General features: G+C 61.4%; 22 protein-coding genes. 5 read left to right on the forward strand and 17 right to left on the reverse strand.

The features are described 5' to 3' along the window. Positions 1-161 precede the first annotated feature (161 nt). Entirely contained in the window at positions 162-2,795 is a 2,634-nt protein-coding gene (locus C2E19_RS13965) for an excinuclease ABC subunit UvrA (protein ID WP_129393177.1), read from the forward strand. A gap of 134 nt (positions 2,796-2,929) precedes the next feature. Here C2E19_RS13965 and C2E19_RS13970 read toward each other — a convergent pair whose 3' ends face one another. From C2E19_RS13970 to C2E19_RS13995, 6 genes are read right to left on the reverse strand one after another with little or no spacing between them, the layout of a single operon-like run. Next, positions 2,930-4,873: a response regulator gene (locus C2E19_RS13970; RefSeq protein WP_129393180.1), complete on the reverse strand. Its 1,944-nt coding sequence runs from the start codon at positions 4,871-4,873 to the stop codon at positions 2,930-2,932. Continuing rightward, positions 4,863-5,738, reverse strand: coding sequence for a sensor histidine kinase KdpD (locus C2E19_RS13975; RefSeq protein WP_129393183.1), 876 nt, complete (start codon positions 5,736-5,738; stop codon positions 4,863-4,865). Before C2E19_RS13975 ends, C2E19_RS13970 begins: the two co-directional genes overlap by 11 nt. Then, a complete protein-coding gene (locus C2E19_RS13980) occupies positions 5,731-6,741 on the reverse strand; it encodes an ATP-binding protein (protein WP_129396118.1) in 1,011 nt (336 codons plus the stop codon). Before C2E19_RS13980 ends, C2E19_RS13975 begins: the two co-directional genes overlap by 8 nt. After that, positions 6,738-7,142 carry an anti-sigma regulatory factor gene (locus C2E19_RS13985; protein WP_003225570.1) on the reverse strand — a complete coding sequence of 135 codons (405 nt, stop codon included), beginning with the start codon at positions 7,140-7,142 and terminating at the stop codon, positions 6,738-6,740. The genes C2E19_RS13980 and C2E19_RS13985 overlap by 4 nt, the downstream gene beginning before the upstream one ends. After that, positions 7,139-7,501: an STAS domain-containing protein gene (locus C2E19_RS13990; protein ID WP_034155679.1), complete on the reverse strand. Its 363-nt coding sequence runs from the start codon at positions 7,499-7,501 to the stop codon at positions 7,139-7,141. Before C2E19_RS13990 ends, C2E19_RS13985 begins: the two co-directional genes overlap by 4 nt. Positions 7,502-7,503: 2 nt before the next feature. Continuing rightward, on the reverse strand, positions 7,504-8,355 hold the full coding sequence (locus tag C2E19_RS13995; RefSeq protein ID WP_129393186.1) for an STAS domain-containing protein: 852 nt from the start codon (positions 8,353-8,355) through the stop codon (positions 7,504-7,506). 251 nt (positions 8,356-8,606) lie between these two features. Here C2E19_RS13995 and C2E19_RS14000 point away from each other — a divergent pair, with 251 nt between their 5' ends. Then, the gene (locus tag C2E19_RS14000; RefSeq protein WP_129393189.1) at positions 8,607-8,876 is read left to right on the forward strand and encodes a hypothetical protein; all 270 of its coding nucleotides are present in this window, start codon (positions 8,607-8,609) and stop codon (positions 8,874-8,876) included. A 63-nt stretch (positions 8,877-8,939) separates the two neighbouring features. On the opposite strand, the gene C2E19_RS14005 is transcribed toward C2E19_RS14000, so the two are convergent. Beyond that, a complete protein-coding gene (locus C2E19_RS14005; RefSeq protein ID WP_129393192.1) occupies positions 8,940-9,461 on the reverse strand; it encodes a DUF4142 domain-containing protein in 522 nt (173 codons plus the stop codon). A 204-nt stretch (positions 9,462-9,665) separates the two neighbouring features. Here C2E19_RS14005 and C2E19_RS14010 point away from each other — a divergent pair, with 204 nt between their 5' ends. Beyond that, on the forward strand, positions 9,666-9,908 hold the full coding sequence (locus tag C2E19_RS14010) for a YdcH family protein (RefSeq protein ID WP_129393195.1): 243 nt from the start codon (positions 9,666-9,668) through the stop codon (positions 9,906-9,908). Between the two features lie 109 nt (positions 9,909-10,017). Then, positions 10,018-10,182, forward strand: coding sequence for a hypothetical protein (locus tag C2E19_RS28995; RefSeq protein ID WP_164979429.1), 165 nt, complete (start codon positions 10,018-10,020; stop codon positions 10,180-10,182). A 129-nt stretch (positions 10,183-10,311) separates the two neighbouring features. Here C2E19_RS28995 and C2E19_RS14015 read toward each other — a convergent pair whose 3' ends face one another. From C2E19_RS14015 to C2E19_RS14025, 3 genes are all read right to left on the reverse strand, one after another. Further along, on the reverse strand, positions 10,312-11,328 hold the full coding sequence (locus C2E19_RS14015; RefSeq protein WP_372238482.1) for an SMP-30/gluconolactonase/LRE family protein: 1,017 nt from the start codon (positions 11,326-11,328) through the stop codon (positions 10,312-10,314). Positions 11,329-11,384: 56 nt separating this feature from the next. Then, complete coding sequence (locus tag C2E19_RS14020; RefSeq protein ID WP_129393201.1) at positions 11,385-12,530, reverse strand: SRPBCC family protein; 1,146 nt, start codon at positions 12,528-12,530, stop codon at positions 11,385-11,387. A gap of 112 nt (positions 12,531-12,642) precedes the next feature. Next, positions 12,643-13,506 (reverse strand): LysR family transcriptional regulator, encoded by an 864-nt coding sequence (locus tag C2E19_RS14025; RefSeq protein WP_129393204.1) that lies wholly within the window; start codon positions 13,504-13,506, stop codon positions 12,643-12,645. 175 nt (positions 13,507-13,681) lie between these two features. Between C2E19_RS14025 and C2E19_RS14030 the strand changes: the two genes are divergently transcribed. After that, positions 13,682-15,670, forward strand: coding sequence for a U32 family peptidase (locus C2E19_RS14030; RefSeq protein WP_129393207.1), 1,989 nt, complete (start codon positions 13,682-13,684; stop codon positions 15,668-15,670). Between the two features lie 78 nt (positions 15,671-15,748). Here C2E19_RS14030 and phnE read toward each other — a convergent pair whose 3' ends face one another. The 7 genes from phnE to C2E19_RS14065 all read right to left on the reverse strand — a co-directional run bounded on the left by phnE (position 15,749) and on the right by C2E19_RS14065 (position 20,643). Then, on the reverse strand, positions 15,749-16,516 hold the full coding sequence (phnE, locus tag C2E19_RS14035; RefSeq protein ID WP_129393210.1) for a phosphonate ABC transporter, permease protein PhnE: 768 nt from the start codon (positions 16,514-16,516) through the stop codon (positions 15,749-15,751). Continuing rightward, positions 16,513-17,340 (reverse strand): ABC transporter permease, encoded by an 828-nt coding sequence (locus C2E19_RS14040; RefSeq protein WP_129393214.1) that lies wholly within the window; start codon positions 17,338-17,340, stop codon positions 16,513-16,515. Before C2E19_RS14040 ends, phnE begins: the two co-directional genes overlap by 4 nt. After that, the gene (locus C2E19_RS14045; RefSeq protein WP_129393217.1) at positions 17,334-18,131 is read right to left on the reverse strand and encodes a phosphonate ABC transporter ATP-binding protein; all 798 of its coding nucleotides are present in this window, start codon (positions 18,129-18,131) and stop codon (positions 17,334-17,336) included. Before C2E19_RS14045 ends, C2E19_RS14040 begins: the two co-directional genes overlap by 7 nt. Next, a complete protein-coding gene (locus C2E19_RS14050) occupies positions 18,128-18,991 on the reverse strand; it encodes a putative selenate ABC transporter substrate-binding protein (RefSeq protein ID WP_129393220.1) in 864 nt (287 codons plus the stop codon). Before C2E19_RS14050 ends, C2E19_RS14045 begins: the two co-directional genes overlap by 4 nt. 258 nt (positions 18,992-19,249) lie before the next feature. Continuing rightward, positions 19,250-19,372, reverse strand: coding sequence for a hypothetical protein (locus C2E19_RS29180; protein ID WP_256661302.1), 123 nt, complete (start codon positions 19,370-19,372; stop codon positions 19,250-19,252). A gap of 23 nt (positions 19,373-19,395) precedes the next feature. Beyond that, positions 19,396-20,010, reverse strand: a complete 615-nt coding sequence (locus C2E19_RS14060; protein WP_129393223.1) for an HD domain-containing protein — start codon at positions 20,008-20,010, stop codon at positions 19,396-19,398. A 75-nt stretch (positions 20,011-20,085) separates the two neighbouring features. Further along, a complete protein-coding gene (locus tag C2E19_RS14065; protein ID WP_129393226.1) occupies positions 20,086-20,643 on the reverse strand; it encodes a DNA-binding transcriptional regulator in 558 nt (185 codons plus the stop codon). Positions 20,644-20,673: the final 30 nt, after the last annotated feature.

Here is a 20,673-nt window from a genome sequence, read left to right on the forward strand (position 1 = left end):
CGCAGCAGTCGTAAACCCTGAGAATGCGGTTCAACTGGAAAAATGCAGGGGAGCGCTTCGCACTCCAACGGGGATAAATCCCCTCGCCACAATGAACTCCGCAATCAATGAGGCCTCATTAGTCATAGACGTTTTTTCTGTTCTTCGATCAAGGCCCGCCAATGACTTCCAAGCGTAATTCCAAAGCGCCCGCCGGCATGGTCCGGGTCCGTGGCGCGCGTGAACACAACCTGAAGAATGTCGACGTCGACATCCCCCGCGATGCGCTGGTGGTGTTCACCGGGGTGTCCGGTTCGGGCAAATCCTCGCTGGCGTTTTCCACCTTGTATGCCGAAGCGCAAAGGCGTTATTTCGAATCAGTGGCGCCGTATGCCAGGCGCCTGATCGATCAGGTCGGCGTGCCGGATGTCGACTCGATTGAAGGACTGCCACCCGCTGTGGCCCTGCAACAACAGCGTGGCACGCCGAGCACGCGCTCATCAGTAGGCAGCGTCACCACCTTGTCGAGCCTGATCCGCATGCTCTATTCCCGCGCCGGCAGTTACCCGCCGGGGCAGCCGATGCTGTACGCCGAGGATTTTTCGCCGAACACGCCACAAGGCGCCTGCCCGCAATGTCATGGCCTGGGTCGGGTTTACGAAGTCACCGAAGCGCTGATGGTGCCGGATCCGAACCTGACCATCCGTCAGCGCGCCGTCGCCTCCTGGCCGCTGGCCTGGCAGGGCCAGAACCTGCGCGACATCCTCGTGACCATGGGCATTGACGTCGACATCCCGTGGAAGAAACTGCCGAAAAAGCAGCGCGACTGGATTCTCTTCACCGAAGAAACCCCGACCGTGCCGGTGTATGCCGGGCTGACCCCGGAAGAAACCCGCGAGGCGCTCAAGCGCAAGCTGGAGCCGAGCTATCAGGGCACCTTCAGCGGCGCCCGGCGCTACATCCTGCACACCTTCAGCCATTCGCAAAGTGCGCTGATGAAGAAGCGCGTCTCGCAGTTCATGCTCGGCAGCCCGTGCCCGTTGTGCGATGGCAAGCGCCTGAAGCGCGAAGCGTTGTCAGTGACGTTTGCCGGCTACGACATTGGCGAGCTGTCGCAGATGCCATTGCTGCAAGTGGCTGAAGTGTTGAAACCGGTAGCGGCGCAAAGTTACCTGGAGCATGCCGAAGAAAGCGGTGAAACCCTGAGCCACGCGCAAACCCGCGAAGCCCGCCAGCAGCGCGTGGCTCACGGCGCCAGTGGCCACGCCAGTGCCCCGGACGTGCGGCACACGCCCAACCTGTCGCTGGAAAAACGTCTGGCGGCGCAGCGCATTGCCGAGGATCTGCTCGAGCGCGTCAGCACGCTGACCGATCTCGGTCTCGGCTATCTGGCGCTGGAGCGCAGCACGCCGACGCTGTCGTCCGGCGAGTTGCAACGGCTGCGGCTGGCCACGCAATTGGGCTCGCAACTGTTTGGCGTAATCTACGTGCTCGACGAACCTTCCGCCGGTTTGCATCCAGCCGATGGCGAGGCGCTGTTCGAGGCGTTGCAACGGCTCAAGGCTGACGGCAATACGCTGTTCGTGGTCGAGCATGATCTGGAAACCATGCGCCGTGCCGACTGGTTGATCGACGTCGGCCCGGCGGCGGGCGAGAAGGGCGGTCAGGTCTTGTATAGCGGCCCGCCAGCGGGACTGGCCGGGATCGACGCATCGCAGACCCGCGCCTATCTGTTCGCCGAAACCTCACGGCAAAACCGCACAGCGCGTAAACCGACGGCGTGGCTGAAACTCGACGGCATCACGCGCAATAACCTGAATAACCTCAGCGCCGAATTTCCCTTGGGCTGTTTCACCTCGGTGACGGGCGTTTCCGGATCGGGCAAGTCGAGTCTGGTCAGTCAGGCGTTGCTGGAGCTGGTCGGTGCGCAATTGGGGCGTCCGACCGTTGAGGCGGAACCGGAAGAACTCAGCCTTGAGGACGATGCGCCTCAGGTCAGCAGCGGCCAGGTCACGGCGGGGCTGGAGTCGATCAAGCGTCTGGTGCAGGTCGATCAGAAACCCATCGGCCGCACGCCACGCTCCAATCTGGCGACTTACACCGGGTTGTTCGATAACGTGCGCAAACTGTTTGCCGCGACGCCCGAAGCACGGGCGACAGGCTATGACGCCGGGCAGTTTTCCTTCAACGTCGCCAAGGGTCGTTGCGCCACGTGCGAGGGCGAAGGGTTCGTCAGCGTTGAATTGTTGTTCATGCCCAGCGTGTATGCGCCATGCCCGACCTGCCATGGCGCGCGCTACAACCCGCAGACCCTGGCGATCCTCTGGGACGGCTTGAGCATCGCGCAGGTGCTGCAACTGACCGTCGATGAAGCGGTGCCGGTGTTCGCCGAGCAGGCGGGGATTCGTCGCTCGCTGGAGGTGCTGCGCGATATCGGCCTGGGTTATCTGCGCCTCGGGCAACCGGCCACGGAGCTTTCCGGCGGCGAAGCGCAACGCATCAAACTGGCCACCGAGTTGCAGCGCAACCAGCGCGGCGCGACGCTGTATGTGCTGGATGAACCGACCACCGGGCTGCATCCGCGCGATGTCGACCGGTTGCTCGAACAGCTGGATACGCTGGTGACGGCGGGGCATACGGTGATCGTCGTCGAACACGAAATGCGCGTGGTCGCACAGAGTGACTGGGTGATCGACATCGGTCCGGGTGCGGGGGATCAGGGTGGCAGGATAGTCGTGGCCGGCACACCGCAGAAAGTCGCGGCGAGCAAGAAGAGCAAGACCGCGCCGTTTCTGGCCCGTGCCTTGAACCCATAAACACACATGACCTGTGGGAGCGGGCTTGCTCGCGAAGACGGTTTTTCAGTCGATATCTGAAGTGACTGATCCAGCGCATTCGCGAGCAAGCCCGCTCCCACATTGATTGATGTCAAGCCAGTGAGCTCAACTACTCAGCTACCGTCGAGGGTGCGGCGCACCTTGTCGAGCAGTTCGCTGATCTGGAACGGTTTGACCAGCATGTCCATGCCGCTGCCGAGAAACACCTGGCGATTGATCGCGGTTTCCGCGTAACCGGTCATGAACAGGATCGGCAAGCCCTCGCGCCAGCCCCGCGCTACATCCGCCAATTCGCGCCCGCTCATGCGCGGTAGACCAACGTCGGTCAGCAGCAGATTGATCGACGCATCGTTCTGCAAGCGCTCCAGCGCCGTTTCGATATCCGCCGCCTGGGTGCAGCGATAACCGGCGTCCTCCAGCACTTCGGTGACGAACATGCGCACCGAGGCCATGTCCTCGACAATCAACACATGCTCACCGGTGCCTTGCGGATCGATAGCCGCTGCCGGAATGTCGGCGCCGGTTGGATCGCTGGTCGCCGGCAACATGATGGTCACCTCGGTACCGCGTCGCGCGACGCTGCGAATATGCGCATCGCCGCCGGACTGCCGGGCAAAACCATAAATCGTCGACAAACCCAGGCCAGTGCCCTGGCCCAGCGGTTTGGTGGTGAAAAACGGGTCGAAGACCTTGTCGATCACGCTGTGTTCAATCCCCGTGCCGTCATCGCGCACCGACAGCGCCACATACGCGCCATCGGCCAGATTCGGATCGCCATGCGAGTAAGCCGCGTAGGTATTGACCCAGATATTGCCGCCCGCAGGCAGCGCATCGCGGGCGTTGATCACCAGGTTCAACACCGCGCTTTCCAGTTGCACCGGGTCAACCAGCGCAATCGCCGGTTTGCTGGTCAGCTCGAGTTTGAGAGTGATGCGTTCGCCGATGGTGCGCATCAACAATTCTTCCAGCGAGCGCACCTGTTCGTTGATGTCCACCGGTCGCGTGTCCAGCGGCTGCTGGCGGGCAAACGCCAGCAGACGATGGGTGAGGGACGCCGCACTCATGGCCGAATTCAGCGCCGCCTCGGTATAGAACTGCACTTTGTCCAGGCGCTGATCGGCGATGCGTTTCTGGATCAGTTCTAGGCTGGTGATGATCCCGGTCAGCAGGTTGTTGAAGTCGTGCGCGATGCCGCCCGTCAACTTGCCCAGCGCGTCCATCTTCTGCACTTGCAGCAATTGCGCCTCGGCACGCACACGCTCGGCGGTTTCCTTGGCCAGTTGCGTGGTGGTGTCGTCGAGGCGGGCCAGATGCGAGCGCTCACGGTGGCGGTGTTCGGTGACATCCTCGACGAACACCAGGCTCAGCTCCGGCGTGCGATACGGTGAGATCTGCCATTCAGTCTCGCGAATCTCGCCCTGCACGCGCATGTTCAGCGTGCCTTTCCAGCGCTCGCCATCGACCAGCCGCAGGCGCAGTTCGTTGAGGATTGCGCTTTGCTCGTCGGCGAAGCATTCCCGGAGGATCTGCGGATCACTGTTGTCCAGTATCAATTGCGCGAAGGCATGGTTGCATTCATGCACTTTCAGACTGGCATCGAGCACCGCAATCGGCGCAGAAACATTGGCGAAAATCTCCCGGAAGCGCGCCTCGCTCTCGCGCAGGGCGTTTTCCGTGTCGCGCACGCGCAGCAGGGTGCGCAGGGTCGCCAGCAGCACGTCGGCGTCGACCGGGTGAATCAGGTACGCGTCGGCGCCGGCGTCCAGACCGGTGATGATGTCGCCGGTCTGGATCGATGCGGCGGAAACGTGAATCACTGGCAGCAGGGCGGTACGGATATCAGCACGGAGGATACGGACGATGTCGAAACCGCTCATGTCCGGCAGATTGACGTCGAGGATCAGCGCGTCGAGCGGCTCGCTCTCGATCAGCGCCAGGCCCTCGCTACCGGTACCGGCTTCGAGCACTTGGTAGTCGTGGCGTTCCAGACGACGGCGCAGGGCGTAGCGGGTGGCGACGTTGTCATCGACGATCAACAGGCGGATGTCACGTTTCATCGACGTTCTCCAGAGCGATCGCCAGCGGAATGATCACGAAAAAGGTCGAACCGACCCCCGGCGTGCTTTCCAGCCCGACTTCACCACCGAGCAGGGCGGCAAAGCGTTTACACAGGGACAAGCCCAGGCCGGTGCCGCGCAGACGTTTCTGCAACGGCGAGTCGACCTGGGAAAAGTCTTCGAACAATGCGCCATGCAGCTCCGGCGCGATACCGATTCCTGTGTCGCTGACGGCAAAGCGCACTTTATCCGCACCTTCAAGCTGTGCGGAGACCCGCACTTCGCCACGGGTGGTGAACTTCAGCGAGTTGGAAATGAAATTACGCAGGATCTGCGCGAGTTTCTTGTCGTCGGTGTACAGACGCGGCAGGCCGATCGGCTCTTCGAAAATCAGGTCGACGGCGCTCGCATCGACAATCGGCCGGAACATCCCGCGCAACGCGGAAAACAGGTCGAACATGTCGAACCATGCCGGTGAGATGGTGATGCGCCCGGCCTCGATCTTGGCCAGATCGAGCAAGTCATCGACCATGTCGCTGAGCTCGCGCGCCGCCGTGCTGACGAACGCCACCTGCTTGTGCTGTTCCGGGCTGAGCGGGCCGTCGAGTTCATCGGCGAGCAGGCTGTTGATGCTCAGGATCGAACCCAGTGGCGTGCGGAATTCATGGCTCATGTACGACAGGAAACGGCTCTTCAAGTCCGAAGCCTGGCGCAGCTCTTCGGCCTGTATGTCGAGTTCGGCGTACAGGGCCAGCACGCCCTGATTGGTCTCATCGAGTTCTTCGCGCAGGGCCGCAGTTTCGCTCTGCAACTGCGCAATCAGCGCGGTCTGTTCAGCGCTGCTCAAAATGGGCGACTCAGCCATGGGCGGCCTCCAGGGCAACGACCAGCACCGTTGCATCGTCACGCCCGCGACTGAAATCGCGGTGCAGGACGCTGGCTATCACGGCGGGATGGCGGTGCACCAGGCCGGGGTAGTCTTGTAGATTCCAACGGGACTGCAAGCCGTCGCTGTACATGATCAATAGATGTCCGTTCACGTGAGCATAGTCAAAGGGCCGGGCTTTTCGGTATTGCACGCCGACGATACCTGGATGCGAGGCCAGCCCGCGCGATTTGTCAGCGGCGATCAGACTGGCGCCAATGTTGCCGACACCGGCGAACGTCAGGCTGTCGCGCCTGCCGTCGAACTGGGTGAACGCAACGGCGCCGCCGCGAGTGCCGATCATGTCGCGGTGCATGTCTTCCATCAACATCACCGGATCGGCAAACGGCGTCAGGGCAAAGGCTTTCGCCCCGGCGCGACCGGCGCGCTCGGCTTCCTCTCCATGACCGAGGCCGTCGATCACCAGGACGCTGATGCTGGCGCCTTCATACGCCAGGTACCAGACGTCACCGCACGCCGGATCGTCGTGCAACGAATGCTGACTGACGCCATAGCGGATGTCCGGTTCGCGGTCGGTGCGCGGGTAAAGGCGTGCCAACAACACCGCGCCACGGGCATCGGCATACACATCGAATACCTCGGTCAGCCGCGATATCGCGCCGAGGCCGATGCCTTGTGTGCCGCCGGTGGAAAACCCGTCGGCCAGGCACGCCTGCAGATCAAAACCCTGCGCACGATCGACTGCGAGCATTTCGATGCCGAAACCGGCGGGCCGAGGTAATGCGCGTAGATGCAGTTCGCCGTGGGTGGCGTGTTTGAGCACATTGCTCGCCAGTTCAGTGGCGACCAAAGCGACACGCCCGGCATCACGCTCATCGAAGCCATGCTGTTCGGCGAGTTGCTGCGCGGTGCGGCGGGCATGACCGATCTGGCTGCTGTCTTCGATCGGCAGAACCTGGGTCAGCGACCCAACGATATTCATGTCCATCGGGTGATCGTTATGCGCGTGCCTTTGCCGGGCTCGGTGTCGAGTTCGAACTCTTCGACCAGCCGTTTCGCGCCGGTCAGGCCCAGCCCCATGCCGCTGCCGGACGTCCAGCCGTCGGTCATCGCCAGTTTGATATCGGCAATGCCCGGGCCTTCATCGCGAAACGTCAGGCGCAGACCGACCTTGTGATCCTCATCGAGAATTTGCCAGTCCATGTCGCCGCCACCGCCGTAAACCATGGTGTTGCGCGCCAGTTCGCTGACGGCCGTGACCATTTTGGTCAAGTCGATCAGGCGCATGCCGCACTCGGTGGCCAGCTTGCGCGCAGTCTGGCGCGCCAGCACCACGTCTTGCTCGATATGGATGGGTTGAGTACCGCTACTGCGCACGGTCATTGTTGCAATACTCGTTCCCGTAGCAGTTTCATCCCGCGCTCGACGTTAAGGGCGGTGCTGACGCCGGGCAGGGTCATGCCGAGTTCAACCAGGGTAATCGCGACCGCTGGCTGCATACCGACCAATACAGTCTCGGCGTCCATGATTTTCGACAGGCCGGAAATCGTGCCGATCATCCGGCCGATGAACGAGTCGACCATGTCCAGCGCCGAGATGTCGATCAACACCCCGCGCGCCGAGGTTTTGCTGATGCGTTCGGACAAGTCGTCCTGCAGGGTCAGGGCGAGTTGGTCATGCATGTCGACCTGAATGGTCACCAGCAGGAAGTCGCCCATTTGAAGAATCGGGATACGTTCCATGCTTAAACCGTCTTGACGAGGCTGATACCCAGGCGGGTCAGGGCCAGTTTCAGCGCGTCGGCCAGATTGGCCTTGGTCACCACGCCTTGCAGGTCGAGGCCGAGGTGGACGATGGTCTGCGCGATTTGCGGACGCACGCCGCTGATGATGCAATCAGCGCCCATCAGGCGGATCGCGGTGACGGTTTTCAGCAGGTGCTGGGCGACGAGGGTGTCAACGGTCGGCACGCCGGTGATATCGATGATGGCGATTTCCGAACCGGTGTCGACGATGCGTTGCAGCAACGACTCCATCACCACTTGCGTACGTTGCGAGTCGAGGGTGCCGATCATCGGTAGCGCCAGCACGCCGTCCCACAGTTTGACCACCGGGGTCGACAGTTCCAGCAGTTCTTCCTGCTGACGCTTGATCACCGCTTCGCGGGATTTCTGGAAAGTGCGGATGGTGTGCAGGCCGAATGCATCGAGCAGCTCCGAGACTTCCCAGAGTTGTTCAGCGAGCAGTGCCGGTTGTTCTTTGTAGTGCGCTTGCAGCAGATTGAACAGCGGGCCTTTGAGGGCAAAGATGAAGCTCGCGGTCTGTTGCGAGTCCTGGCCGAGCAGGGCACGACTGTGCGAGAGCTTTTCGAGAAACTGGCGGGTGCTTTCCCAGCCCGGCGCGGCGATGTTGGTGCCATTGTCGTTCTCGATGCCACTGACCACCAGCTGCAGGAACTCGGTAGTCTGTTGCTGGATGTCGTGATCCTTGAGGTTGCGCGTGGCGCCGCTGGCTTCGAGGCCGCTGATCCATTCGTTCAGCAGTTGCGTTTGTTGTTTTTTCAGCGCGTCGAGGGTGCTGTTCTGCAGTGCTGCCATGTGCCTGTTGCTCCGTAGCGAATGGGGGGCCGATCGATAAAATATGAGCGGCGCGAATTCAATGACATTTGCCGTATGAAATAGTTGTTCCTTCCGGCGCGGATATTTTTGATTTGGCGCAAGAAAGACTTTGCTAACTCTAGTCGGCGAGAAGGCGAGCGGCGATGTTTTGAACGTTGGCGCGATACAGGCTTCGAATCTTCAAGGCCCGGCTGGTTGCAGTCGCGCTGGCTTTGACGAACGAGGTGGCCATGAACGAGCAATCGAAAAATCCGCAAAATCAATCCGCCGAGCCGATCAATCGCAATGATCCGGCGATTGACCCGCAGGTTCCGGGGCAACCCGCGCCGACCCTGCCACAGGGCGAAGACGATCAGGTGCAAAGCGCCGATCCGGCGGTGGATCAGAAGAACCGGCACACGGACAACGACAACGAGTTCAGTCCGGGCTTCAAGCCGCAGCCTGACCGGGCCAGCCCGGATGAGGAGACGGATGCGGATATCGATACCGATGGCGGTTGATTTGCGCAGATAAACAAAGGCCGCATCCGAGGATGCGGCCTTTTTTGTGACGAAACAGAGGGATTATTTGCTCGGATGTTTGGCTTGCAGCTCTTTCGCTGCCGCCAAGTGTTTTTCCAGCCCCGGGAGCATTTTCTGCGCGAAGCCCTTGAGTTCGGTGGCGCCTTTGACCTTGTCGTCGGTCACGGTGTTGGCTTGTTTCTTGAACAACTCGATGGTTTCTTCGTGGGCCTTGACCTGGTTGTTGGCGTAGGCCGCATCGAAGGATTCATCGCGCATGTCGAGGATCTTTTCCTTGGCCTGCTTGACCAGCGTCGTGCTGTCGGGGACTTCGATGTCGTTGGCCTTGGCAATGCTGGCCAGCTCGTCGTTGGCCTTGCCATGGTCAGTGATCATCATGTTGGCGAAAGCCTTGATGTCGGCCGACGAACTTTTTTCCAGGGCCAGACGGCTCGCTTCGATCTCGGCAATCCCGCCGGCAGCGGCGTTATCGACAAAATCGTTGTCAGTGGCGGCGAAAGCGCTGCCCATGCCGCTGCTCAAAGCGACAGCCAGAACCAGATGACGCAGTTTGAATCCGTCCATTGGTGTATCTCCACGCAGGTTTTTATGGGTGTTATGCAATGGAGGGAATTGCGCGAACAAAGGTTTTATCGCATTTGCGACAGGGCGACGAACGGACACCGCTGGTCTGACAGGTGGTCGACAGAACCGGGCAACCGAGGCCATTCTGATAACTGGCCAGCGCATCGGTCGCGTTGGCTGCCGATCAACTGACGGAGGTGTTCCATGCCGGTGACCCATGACTTGTTACAGGATTTGAAACTGACGAAGGAAGAGATCCAGCAAAAACGCACCGCGGATCCACATCTGGACGCACTGATCAACAAGTATTCCCAGGCAGACGCCGACGTCGTCAAGGCCGAGACGGCGACTTCGGATGCGCCCAGCGACGACACGCTGAAAAAACTCAAAGAGAAGCGCTTGCAAGTCAAAGACAAGATCGTCGAGCAACTGCAGGCCCGTACCTGACCGCCAGTCGCGCCACCGACCCCCGGTGGTGAATTGACTGGAACGACGCCCACGACCGGCACCTCGAATGTACAGAGTCTTCCTATACTGACTCTTTGCGAGGTGCCTTATGAACGATCCCAAATTCCCCAGTGAAGAGCAGGGCGCATTCGACCCGGTTCCCACCCATCCCGAACCCAACAGCCCGGCGCATACCACGGCCAACCCTGAAGAGCCGGATGAGGAATTGCCGGAAGACGAAGATCCGGACAAGTTCGACAAGTCCAGTAACTGACAGACCGCTATCGCTGGCAAGCCAGCCCACAGGTAGGGCGTTCTACGCGATATTTGTGAACGGCAAATAACCCTGTGGGAGCTGGCTTGCCAGCGATGGGGCCGGTCAATCAACTCCACTCCGGCAGGTTCACTTCAGGGCCGCATCCAACGGCATCCGCGCCATATGCGTCGCCTTCAGCGAGCCGAAATACAACCACTGCCCATACTCGCGCACCGTGGTAATCGGCGAGTAATTGCCGCTGCTCGCATCCTGCAGATTGGCAATCACCTTGCCGTCCAGATCCAGCCCCAGCGCAAACCCGCGTTTCTCCACCGGTTTCGGCAACACGCTCAACGCCCGCACAATCATCTTGCGCACGAAGGGATGCCCGGCAGTGGCATCGAGCAGGGCGTTGCGCGGCGCATACAACGCCACCCAAAAACGGTTGCTGCCATTGAACGCGAGGTTGTCCGGCAGCCCCGGCAGGTTGTCGATAAACAGGTCATGGGTGCCGGCTTTCGGCCCGCTCAGCCAGTAACGGCTGATGCGATAGGCGCCGGTTTCATTGACCAGTACATAGGCGTCATCCGGGCCGAGGGTCACGCCGTTGGCGAACTCCAGCTTGTCCAGCAACACGCTGGTTTTACCGCTCTGAAAGTCATAGCGCAGCAGGCGCCCGTCGCCGCCATGCTCGATGATGGCCTCGCCGTCATGGCCGTAGCCCCAGCGGCTGGAAGCATCGCTGAAATAGGCGTAATGCCCGGATTTATCGATGGCGACGTCATCGGTAAAACCGAAGTCGACGCCATTGGCACTCTTGGTCAGCGCTATCAACTGTCCCTGAGCATCCAGAGACAGCAAACCTTTGACGCCATCGGCAATCACCAGCAACCCGTTGGGATGGCGCGCGAGACCCAGCGGTCGCCCGCCGGTATCGGCCAGCACCTTGCGCTGCGTGCCGTCGAGGCTGGTGCGAATCAGTCGGCCGTCATGCAGGCCGGTGATCAGGAAGTCCTCTTCCAGCAACAACGCTTCCGGGCCTTCGATATCGCTCGGCCCGACCTGCGCCACGCCTTTGAGGCGCTGGTTTTCGGCGTAGACCCCCGCCGTCAACGAAGGCGCCGGCTGCGGCGTCCAGGCCACCGGTTCGACTCTGGTCGGCATCAACAGCAGAAAAGCCCCGACGATAATGATCAGCAGCAAAAAAACATGCCGCAGCCTCACGCGCTGGCCCTCGCCGCAGCCAGGTATTGCGTGGCCATGTCGCGCAGCGCCAGCATCGAGGCGGCCGATTCGCGATCGATACGCCGCTTCAGCAACAACTGATTGGCAATGCGCATGCCGAGGCCGTCAAAGCGGTAATCCAGCGTGCGCACAAACCGCGTACCGCCAGCCTCGGCTGCGCACTCGTAAGTCAGCAGCAACGACAAACCATGATCGCCCTGAGCCCGCGCGCACCAGCGGCGGCCAGGCAAGTACTCCGTGACTTCCCAGCGCAAATGACCTTCGCGTCCGCCAGCATTGATGTCCTCTTCGAAATGCGCACCGGCATGCAGCGGGCCTTGTGCGCCGTCGATTCGCAAGGACGACGGGTGCCATTCCGGCCAGCGACTGACGCTGGCGGCATAGGCGAGCACGGCAACCGGTTCGCCGGCGATATCGATCTGGTGCTGCATGCGGGTCATGGGCATTCTCGAATAGCTCAAAGGGGCGGGTTCCGGTTCCCAGTACAGGGTGCCGAACAGGTAGTCCATCAACGGCAGGACGATATTGAAATTGCGCTCCTGCATGCGCTCGCGACGGTGATGCAGTTCGTGCAGGCGGCGCATCTGACGGATCCACGGCAGGCGCGTCAGCGGGTTGCTCGGCGGCAGGTGTTCGCCGGCATGAAACACTTCATAAGTCAGGTAGCCGAGCACCATGCAACCGCCAAACAGCCCGGCGACGTTGCCGTTGAACTGCGCGAACAGCCACCACAACGGCAAAGTGATCAGCAGCGTATGGACGACGATCAGCCATGCCGGAAACAGAATCACCCGCCAGTCGCGAGCGCTGTCGTAAGTCATGTGGCCGGGGGTGAAAAAGCTGTGATGGTCGCCGGCGTGGCGTGCATAGAACAGTTTGGCAAAGGCTTTTTTGTGATGGCCGAGATGGCGATGCACCGTGTACACGCCGAAGTTGAAGAACAACAGCGTCAGCGGCACCGTAAGCCATTCCAGCCAGTTGACCTGGTGCACGCTGCTCCAGAACACGCCGATGGCCAACACACCGAACAGCAGCACGAAAGCGCCATGCAGCCACGGGTTGTACAACGGATGAATGGCCGCGCGGTAGCGGCTGCGAAATGCCTCGGTGGTCTGCCTCACTGCAATCACCTGTCGGTATTGTGGTTATACCCGGCAGATTAGCCGATCCGGCCGTTTGTGCAGGCCGGACCTTGAGGTCACATACGCCATGTTCCGGTGCAAAGCAGCCGCCTCAACTCAACGGGTTCCAGCGCTGCGACCAGTCGTCATCGGCCTTGATCACTTCGCGCAGCAGGTCAAAGGCTTGTTGCAGGATCGCCGAGTCGCGGTCGCGCGAGTACACCAGGTAAGTCGGATAGCTGAATTCCGGGGCTTTGGTCACGGCTTCGAGGGCGCCGCTCTCCAGATAGGTGCGCACGACGCGGGTGCGGAAATAGCCGCTGCCGCCGTGTTCGAGAATGTATTGCAGGGCCAGCGGGCCGAGGTTGAAACTCAGCGCAGCCTTGGCTTTTTCCGGCAGGGCAGCGTCGTGCTGACGGCGGAAATCCGGGCCCCAGTCGATATAGACGTAAGGTTCCGGGCGCTCGGGCGCACGCACCAGAATCAGTTTTTCCTCCAGCACTTGCTCGACCTGCAGGCCCGGCCAGTATTCCGGCTGATAGACCAGCGCCGCATCGAGTACGCCGAGTTCGAGCTGGCGCAGGAGGTTTTCGCCGTCGCGGATTTCCATGCGCAGGGCATGCCCGGGGATCTTCTCGCGCAGTTCGGCAGCCCAACTGAGCATCAGCGGGTTGCACAGGCTGACTTCGCCGCCGATGTGCAGCACGTTGTGATAGCCCTCGGGCAGTGGCAGATCGCGGCGCGCCGCTTCCCAGGTCTGCACCAGTTGATTGGCGTAGACGACGAAAGCCTCGCCATTGGGCGTCAGTTTCGCCCCGGCGCGGTTGCGCACGAACAACGTGCTGCCCAACTGGCTTTCGAGTTTCTGCACCCGCGCGGTGATTGCCGTTTGCGTGACGAAGAGCTTCTGCGCGGCGGCGGCGAGGCTGCCGTGGCGGACGATTTCGAGGAAGGTGCGAGCGAGGTCGATGTCCATGGGCGGGCCGATGCAAAAGGTCCGCGCATTGTAAGTGCAGCTTCGCCGGCGCGTCATCGTCGATAGAGGGCGGACATCTGTGGCGCGACGCCAGCCATCGGGCAGCAGAGGCGTGCCGGGCGCGCGTTTCAGGGGTAGAATGCGCTCCTACCGTGACAGCCTGACTAAAAAAACTATGTCCTTGCCCAAGCATCATCTGGAATTGCTCAGCCCTGCGCGCGATGTCGCCATCGCCCGTGAGGCGATCCTCCACGGCGCCGACGCCGTGTACATCGGCGGCCCGAGCTTCGGTGCACGCCACAACGCCTGCAACGAAGTCGGCGAGATCGCCGAGCTGGTCGAATTCGCCCGTCGTTACCACGCGCGCATCTTCACCACGATCAACACGATCCTGCACGACAACGAACTGGAGCCGGCGCGCAAGCTGATCCATCAGCTGTACGACGCCGGTGTCGATGCGCTGATCGTCCAGGATCTGGGCGTGATGGAGCTGGACATTCCGCCGATCGAGCTGCATGCCTCGACCCAGACCGACATTCGCACCCTTGAGCGGGCGAAGTTCCTCGATCAGGCCGGTTTCTCGCAATTGGTGTTGGCCCGTGAGCTGAACCTGCAGGAAATCCGTGCGATCGCCGATGAAACCGACGCCGCCGTCGAGTTCTTCATCCACGGCGCGTTGTGCGTGGCCTTCTCCGGCCAGTGCAATATTTCCCACGCGCAGACCGGGCGCAGCGCCAACCGTGGCGACTGCTCGCAGGCCTGCCGCTTGCCGTACACCCTGAAAGACGAAAAGGGTGGCGTGATCGCCTACGAAAAACACCTGCTGTCGATGAAGGACAACAACCAGAGCGCCAACATCCGCGCCTTGGTCGAAGCCGGTGTGCGTTCGTTCAAGATCGAAGGTCGCTACAAGGACATGGGCTATGTGAAGAACATCACCGCCTATTACCGCCAGCGCCTCGACGACGTCCTTGAAGATCGCCCGGATCTGGCCCGCGCTTCCAGCGGTCGCACCGCGCATTTCTTCCTGCCCGACCCGGAAAAGACCTTCCACCGTGGCAGCACCGATTACTTCGTCACCGACCGCAAGATCGACATCGGCGCCTTCGATTCGCCAACCTTCACCGGGCTACCGGTCGGCATCGTCGAGAAAGTTGCCAAGCGTGACATGCAAGTGGTGACCCACGAGCCGCTGTCCAACGGTGACGGCCTGAACGTCTTGGTCAAACGCGAAGTGGTCGGTTACCGCGCCAACATCGCCGAGGCCAAAGGCGAGTTCGAGGAAGACGGCGAGAAGCGTTACCGCTACCGTGTCGAGCCGAACGAAATGCCCGAAGGCCTGTACAAGCTGCGCCCGAATCATCCGTTGAATCGCAATCTCGATCACAACTGGCAACAGGCACTGCAAAAGACTTCTTCGGAGCGTCGCGTGGCCCTCAGCTGGGTTGCGCGTCTGCGTGAACAACAGCTGGAAGTGACCGCCACCAGCGAGGAAGGCATCAGCGCCAGCGTCACCCTCGACGGGCCGTTCGGTGTGGCCAACAAGCCTGAGCAAGCGCTGGAACAACTGCGCGATCTGCTCGGTCAACTCGGCACCACGCAGTACCACGCCACCGACATCAAACTGGATGCGCCAGAGGCGTTCTTCATCCCCAACTCACAGCTCAAAGCCCTGCGCCGTGAAGTGATCGAGAACCTCACCGCTGCCCGTGTTTCCGCTCACCCGCGTGGCAGCCGCAAAGCCGAAACCAGTCCGCCGCCGGTGTACCCGGATTCGCACCTGACGTTCCTTGCCAACGTCTACAACCAGAAGGCTCGCGACTTCTATCACCGTCACGGCGTGAAGCTGATCGACGCTGCTTACGAAGCTCACGAGGAGGCGGGTGAAGTGCCGGTGATGATCACCAAGCACTGCCTGCGCTTCTCCTTCAACCTGTGCCCGAAACAGGCCAAAGGCGTGACCGGCGTGCGCACCAAGGTCGCGCCGATGCAGTTGATTCACGGCGATGAAGTACTGACGCTGAAATTCGACTGCAAACCGTGCGAGATGCACATCATCGGCAAAATGAAGGGGCACATCCTCAACCTGCCGCAACCGGGCAGCGTGGTCGGCCACATCAGCCCTGAAGACCTGATGAAAACCATCCCGCGCGCACCGCACTAAGCGACCGGCAAGCGCGCTGTCCGGGTAGCGCGCTTGCCGACGTTGAGCGGATTGCACGAATGATCGAGGCGGGGTGTTTTACGCCTTGACCCAGCGCTGCCGGCTCCAGGCACTCAGCGAATCCACTGCCAATACCAGCAACAGCATCGCCAGGATCACCGTGCTGGCTTGCGCCTCCTGAAACAGGCTGAGGCTCACATAGAGCATCTGCCCCAATCCGCCTGCGCCGACAAAACCCAGCACGCTGGCCATGCGGATGTTGTTTTCCCAGCGGTACAGAATGTAGGCGAGCAGTTGTGGCGTCAGGTTCGGCAAGGTGCCGTAGCAGAACGCCAGAAGTGGATTGCCGCCTTGCAAACGAATCGCTTCGGCAGGTTGCGGCGGGGTGTTTTCCAGTGCCTCGGCAAACAGACGGCCGAGCACGCCCGTGGTGTGCAGGGCGAGAGCGAGGGTGCCGGCATTCGGCCCGAGCCCGGCAGCGAGCACCATCAATGCCGCCCAGACCAGTTCCGGAATCGCCCGCAAACCATTGAGCAACAGGCGCGAAACGCTTTGCAGCGGCCAGCCGAAACGGCCGGCGGCGGGCAGGGCGAGGATAATCCCCAACACTGCCGCGAGCAGGGTGCCGAGGGCCGACATGGCGAGGGTTTCCAGCGACCCGTGAACAATCGCTTGCAGGTAACCGGCGCTCAAGTCCGGGCTGAGAAAGCGCTGCACGTAAGCGCCCATCTGCTTCAGGCTGTTGGCGCTGCTCAGCTCGCCGAGATCGAGGCCCAGATAGCTGAACGAGGCAATCACCGCCGCGACGATGCCGATGATCAGCGCCAGATTGATCAGCCGGTTCATGCCAGCCTCCAGCGCAACAAGCGACTGAGCTGGTCGGCGGCCAGCACCAATACCAGGAAGGTCAGCAGCATGCTGGCGACTTCACCGCCGGCAAACATGCGGATCGACAGATCGATCTGCTGGCCGAGCCCACCCGCACCGACAAAACCCATCACCACGGAAGCGCGGATTGCGCATTCCCAGCGATAGACCGTGTACGAGAGCAATTCCGCCGCGACATTGGGCACGATGCCGTAGGCAAAACTCGCCAGCCGGCCGCTGCCCGATTGCAGCAAGGCGTGGGCCGGGCGCTGATCGGTGGATTCGAAAATCTCCGCGTAGACCTTGCCGAGCATGCCGCTGTAGGTGATGGCGATGGCCAGCACGCCCGCCGCCGGCCCGAGGCCGACCGCGCGGACAAACAACAGCGCCCAGACAATCTCCGGCACGCTGCGCAGGAAGATCAGCAAGCCGCGAATCGGCCAGCGCAACAACCGGCCCATGGCGCTCGGCACGCCACCGCGCGAGGCGGCGGACAACGACAGCGCGCGACTCGCCAGCAGCCCGGCCGGCACCGCCAGCAGCAGGGCCAAGGCCATGCCGGCAGTGGCGATGGCGAGGGTTTGCAACGTGGCTTTGAGCAACAGTTGCAAGAACGCTTGATCGTGCGCCGGTGGCCAGAACGCCGACACGAAGCGGCCCATCTCGCTGCGGCTGTCATCTTGCAGCAACACGCCGAGGTTCAGTTCACTGAGCTGGATCCCCGGCCACAACAAGGCGATCGCCAAAACGCTCAGCAACAGTCGCGGCCATGCGGCGGGATCGCGTGAATCGGCGCTCAGCATCGTGGAATCTGCACAGTCAGCGGCGCGACCGCAGTGGTCGGCGATTGCAGTTTTTCGTTGGCGTACAAGGCGTCGAGCATGTCCGCGCTGACTTGCCCGGAAGGGCTATCGAAAAAGATCTGACCGTCGCGCAAACCGATGATGCGTGGAAAGTGCGACAACGCCAGATCGACAGCATGCAGGCTCGCCACCAGCGTGACGTTGTGCTCGCGGGCATGCCGCGACAGGATCGACAGGGTGTGCCCGGCCATCACCGGGTCCATCGCCGACACTGGTTCATCGGCGAGCAGGATTTGTGGCGCCTGATACAGCACCCGGGCGATGCCGACGCGCTGCAATTGGCCGCCGGACAGTTGCTGGCAATGGGCGAACAGTTTGTCGCCGAGATCCAGTCGCGCCAATACCGCGCGAGCACCGGCGACGTCCAGCGGATGCATCAGGTTCAGCAGGCTTTTGCCTAGGCTCCACTGGCCGAGTTTACCGGCCAGCACGGCGGTCACCACACGCTGGCGCGGCGGCAGCGGCGGCGCCTGATGCACCAGGCCGATACGCGCACGCAGACGTTGGCGTTGGCCGGCGGACAAGTGCCAGGCGCGTTCGCCAAGCACTTCGATCTCGCCGCTGCTCGGTCGCAACGCGGTGGCCAGCAGATTGAGCAAACTCGATTTGCCGGCCCCGGACGGACCGATGATCGCCACCTGTTCGCCAGCGCCAATCTGCAAATCGATGCCACGCAGGGCCTCGACTCCGTTGGCGTGGCGCAGGTTGCCCTGGTTGAGGCTCAGGGTCATTTCAGCAGTTCGGCGGCGCGGGCGGCTTCCTCGATGCCCTTGTAGTTCTCGGGCTTGGTGTCGATGAAGCGGCTGGCTGCCTGCAGATCAAGAATCTTCTTCTGCTCGGGGTTGGCCGGGTCGAGGTCGAGGAAGGCTTTTTTGATCTTCGCCGCGAGTGCCGGATCAAGCGTGCCGCGCACGGTCCAGTTGTAATCGAAGTAAGTCGGGGTGGTGGCGAAGACTTTGACCTTGTTGGTGTCGACCTTGCCGCTGTCGACCAGTTTTTGCCAGACGCTGGCGTTCAACACGCCGGCATCGACCTTGCCGGCCTGAACCCAGGCGACGGTGGCGTCGTGCGCACCGGAATAGGCGACACGGCTGAAATAGGCTTCCGGCTTGATGCCGTCGTTTTTCAGCATGAAATAGCGCGGCATCAGGCTGCCGGAAGTGGACGACACCGAACCGAAGGCGAAGGTCTTGCCCTTGAGGTCGGCAAGGCTGTGCACATTCGGGTCGGCGGTGATGAATTTGCTGGTGAATTGCGCATCCTGTTCACGCTGCACCAACGGGATCACCGGCGTCGTGGCATCGGTCTTCAAGCGCGCCTGAACAAAGGTGAAGCCGCCCAGCCAGGCCATGTCGAGACGATCGGTCGCCAGGGCTTCAACCACTGCCGGATAATCGGCCACCGGCACGAACTGCACCTTCATGCCCAACTGCTGCTCCAGATAAGCACCCAGCGGCTCGAATTTGCGCAGCAGTTCAGTCGGGGCTTCATCAGGAATCGCGCTGACCCGCAAAACGTCAGCGGCCTGCGCCACCAGCGCATTAAAGGACAGGGCCAGGCCGGCGGTCAGTGCCAGGGTTCGTTTGAGCATGGAATTCTCCGTTTCGTGAGCGTCAAAAAAGCTGAAGTGGCGAGGTAAGGCGCAAGCTCAGGGTAGACGAAACGGCGAGGTTATACGTATTCCCGCGCGCAAAGGCCAGCGTCATCAAGGCTGGATTGCTCAGCGTGTTATCGCTCGTCTCCCTGATCTGCCTGCTGATGTGGGAGAGCATGCAAACAGACGACCTCTGAAATGGCAAACAAATGGGTGTGTCGGAATATTTTCCGGTAGTTCGCGCCAGCCAGATACTTATTCGCTAGCCACAAATGCATCGTGGTATTTCACTTCTCCGGCAGGCAGCTCAGCGCCGAATGACAGCACTTGAAAGTTTTCCTGCGGCACACCGGGCAACGTCAGCTCAGGGTGATTCATTTCTGGAACGCCGCTGCGGTCAGTCAAGCGATGGTGTCGATGTCGTCGGGTTGTTCGTTGCGAATAGTCAGGTTCATGTTCATCCTTTTTCGGGTGTCCTGATCGATAAGCGCTCGCAACGCTGCGAACACCGGCTCGGTACTGGTGTGTTTGATGCCGTAAGTCAGATTGAAGCGGTAGTCGAAATCGGCCGGGTTCTGCCCTTGAGTGTGTTGCAGCAGGGTCTCGAGTTTGTCCAGCGCCTTGACTGCTTTGGCCTCGGCAGACAGGGCATTTTCGTAGTCGTCCCACAACGCGAGGATTTCGTTTCTCACCGTCTCGTCGAGTGAGCGAGTCAGTAGCAGGAGGTCGTTACGCTCCTGTTCGCCCTTGGCGGGGAATGCGGCTTGATCGACCGCCGGGATGTCGCCGTTGATCGCCTCGCCCAAGTCGTGAATGACACACATCTTGAGCACTTTAAGCAGGTCGAGACCGGCCAGTTCATCGGCGAAGACGATCGCCATCAGGCACAGACGCCAGCTGTGTTCGGCGGTGCTCTCGGTGCGACCGCTGGAAGTGTGTGCGCTTCTGAGGACATCCTTGAGTTTTTCCGCTTCACGCAGGAACTCGAGGCGTCCACTGAGTTTTTCGAGGTTCATGAGCTTGCCCGGTGGTGGAGCCGAGAAGCAAGCCTAGAGCCGATGGTGGTGAGCGTCCACGCATAAAATATGCGTTCAGAGTGTCTCGACCAGCCGCGCCGCCGTACCGTCGGACAGGGGAATGCGTGTCCAGCGGCACAGGCTCTGGCGAATTGGCACGAGGTCGGAGTCGTTGCTGCCGGTGATGAATTGCAGCGCCGGTGGTGCCTGCAGTTCGCGCCAGCCCAAGGTGTCGAGTGCCAGTTCGTTGCTGGCGATTTCTGGCGTGACGAAACGCCACAGCGATTGCCCGAGCAATTCGCTCAGCGGGCTGGTGAACTGTGCGGCGCGGGACGCAGAGCAGGCCAGCAAACGGTGGGTCAGGTCGCAGACCAGGTGCACCGGGCGTGCGCTGTCGCAGACCAGCCGGGCGAGGGCCTGGTCGGCAGCCGTGTCGAGACGCGCGGCCAGCAGTTGCTCAAGCTGTAAGTGTGCCGCCGGATCCATCGCCAGCACGCCGCTTTCCCAGCGGGAAATAGTCGATTGGGTGACATTGAACATCTGCGCGGCGTGGCTTTGCTTGACGCGATGCAACAAGCGCCAACGACGCATGGCGATGCCGGGGAGGGCAGGTTTGAGCAATGAAACTGACATGACGGATGGCGGAAAAGTCGAAAGGGTCGA

It is taken from the genome of Pseudomonas sp. DTU12.3 (genome assembly GCF_004124275.1).
Taxonomy (GTDB): Bacteria; Pseudomonadota; Gammaproteobacteria; order Pseudomonadales; family Pseudomonadaceae; genus Aquipseudomonas; species Aquipseudomonas helmanticensis.

Bases quoted from the DNA above. Each gene is read 5' to 3' on its own strand.
- C2E19_RS13965 (WP_129393177.1), top strand. From the start codon at position 162: ATGACTTCCAAGCGTAATTCCAAAGCGCCCGCCGGCATGGTCCGGGTC.
- C2E19_RS13970 (WP_129393180.1), bottom strand. From the start codon at position 4,873: ATGAAACGTGACATCCGCCTGTTGATCGTCGATGACAACGTCGCCACC.
- C2E19_RS13975 (WP_129393183.1), bottom strand. From the start codon at position 5,738: ATGGCTGAGTCGCCCATTTTGAGCAGCGCTGAACAGACCGCGCTGATT.
- C2E19_RS13980 (WP_129396118.1), bottom strand. From the start codon at position 6,741: ATGAATATCGTTGGGTCGCTGACCCAGGTTCTGCCGATCGAAGACAGC.
- C2E19_RS13985 (WP_003225570.1), bottom strand. From the start codon at position 7,142: ATGACCGTGCGCAGTAGCGGTACTCAACCCATCCATATCGAGCAAGAC.
- C2E19_RS13990 (WP_034155679.1), bottom strand. From the start codon at position 7,501: ATGGAACGTATCCCGATTCTTCAAATGGGCGACTTCCTGCTGGTGACC.
- C2E19_RS13995 (WP_129393186.1), bottom strand. From the start codon at position 8,355: ATGGCAGCACTGCAGAACAGCACCCTCGACGCGCTGAAAAAACAACAA.
- C2E19_RS14000 (WP_129393189.1), top strand. From the start codon at position 8,607: ATGAACGAGCAATCGAAAAATCCGCAAAATCAATCCGCCGAGCCGATC.
- C2E19_RS14005 (WP_129393192.1), bottom strand. From the start codon at position 9,461: ATGGACGGATTCAAACTGCGTCATCTGGTTCTGGCTGTCGCTTTGAGC.
- C2E19_RS14010 (WP_129393195.1), top strand. From the start codon at position 9,666: ATGCCGGTGACCCATGACTTGTTACAGGATTTGAAACTGACGAAGGAA.
- C2E19_RS28995 (WP_164979429.1), top strand. From the start codon at position 10,018: ATGAACGATCCCAAATTCCCCAGTGAAGAGCAGGGCGCATTCGACCCG.
- C2E19_RS14015 (WP_372238482.1), bottom strand. From the start codon at position 11,328: ATGCCGACCAGAGTCGAACCGGTGGCCTGGACGCCGCAGCCGGCGCCT.
- C2E19_RS14025 (WP_129393204.1), bottom strand. From the start codon at position 13,506: ATGGACATCGACCTCGCTCGCACCTTCCTCGAAATCGTCCGCCACGGC.
- C2E19_RS14030 (WP_129393207.1), top strand. From the start codon at position 13,682: ATGTCCTTGCCCAAGCATCATCTGGAATTGCTCAGCCCTGCGCGCGAT.
- phnE (WP_129393210.1), bottom strand. From the start codon at position 16,516: ATGAACCGGCTGATCAATCTGGCGCTGATCATCGGCATCGTCGCGGCG.
- C2E19_RS14040 (WP_129393214.1), bottom strand. From the start codon at position 17,340: ATGCTGAGCGCCGATTCACGCGATCCCGCCGCATGGCCGCGACTGTTG.
- C2E19_RS14045 (WP_129393217.1), bottom strand. From the start codon at position 18,131: ATGACCCTGAGCCTCAACCAGGGCAACCTGCGCCACGCCAACGGAGTC.
- C2E19_RS14050 (WP_129393220.1), bottom strand. From the start codon at position 18,991: ATGCTCAAACGAACCCTGGCACTGACCGCCGGCCTGGCCCTGTCCTTT.
- C2E19_RS29180 (WP_256661302.1), bottom strand. From the start codon at position 19,372: ATGAATCACCCTGAGCTGACGTTGCCCGGTGTGCCGCAGGAAAACTTT.
- C2E19_RS14060 (WP_129393223.1), bottom strand. From the start codon at position 20,010: ATGAACCTCGAAAAACTCAGTGGACGCCTCGAGTTCCTGCGTGAAGCG.
- C2E19_RS14065 (WP_129393226.1), bottom strand. From the start codon at position 20,643: ATGTCAGTTTCATTGCTCAAACCTGCCCTCCCCGGCATCGCCATGCGT.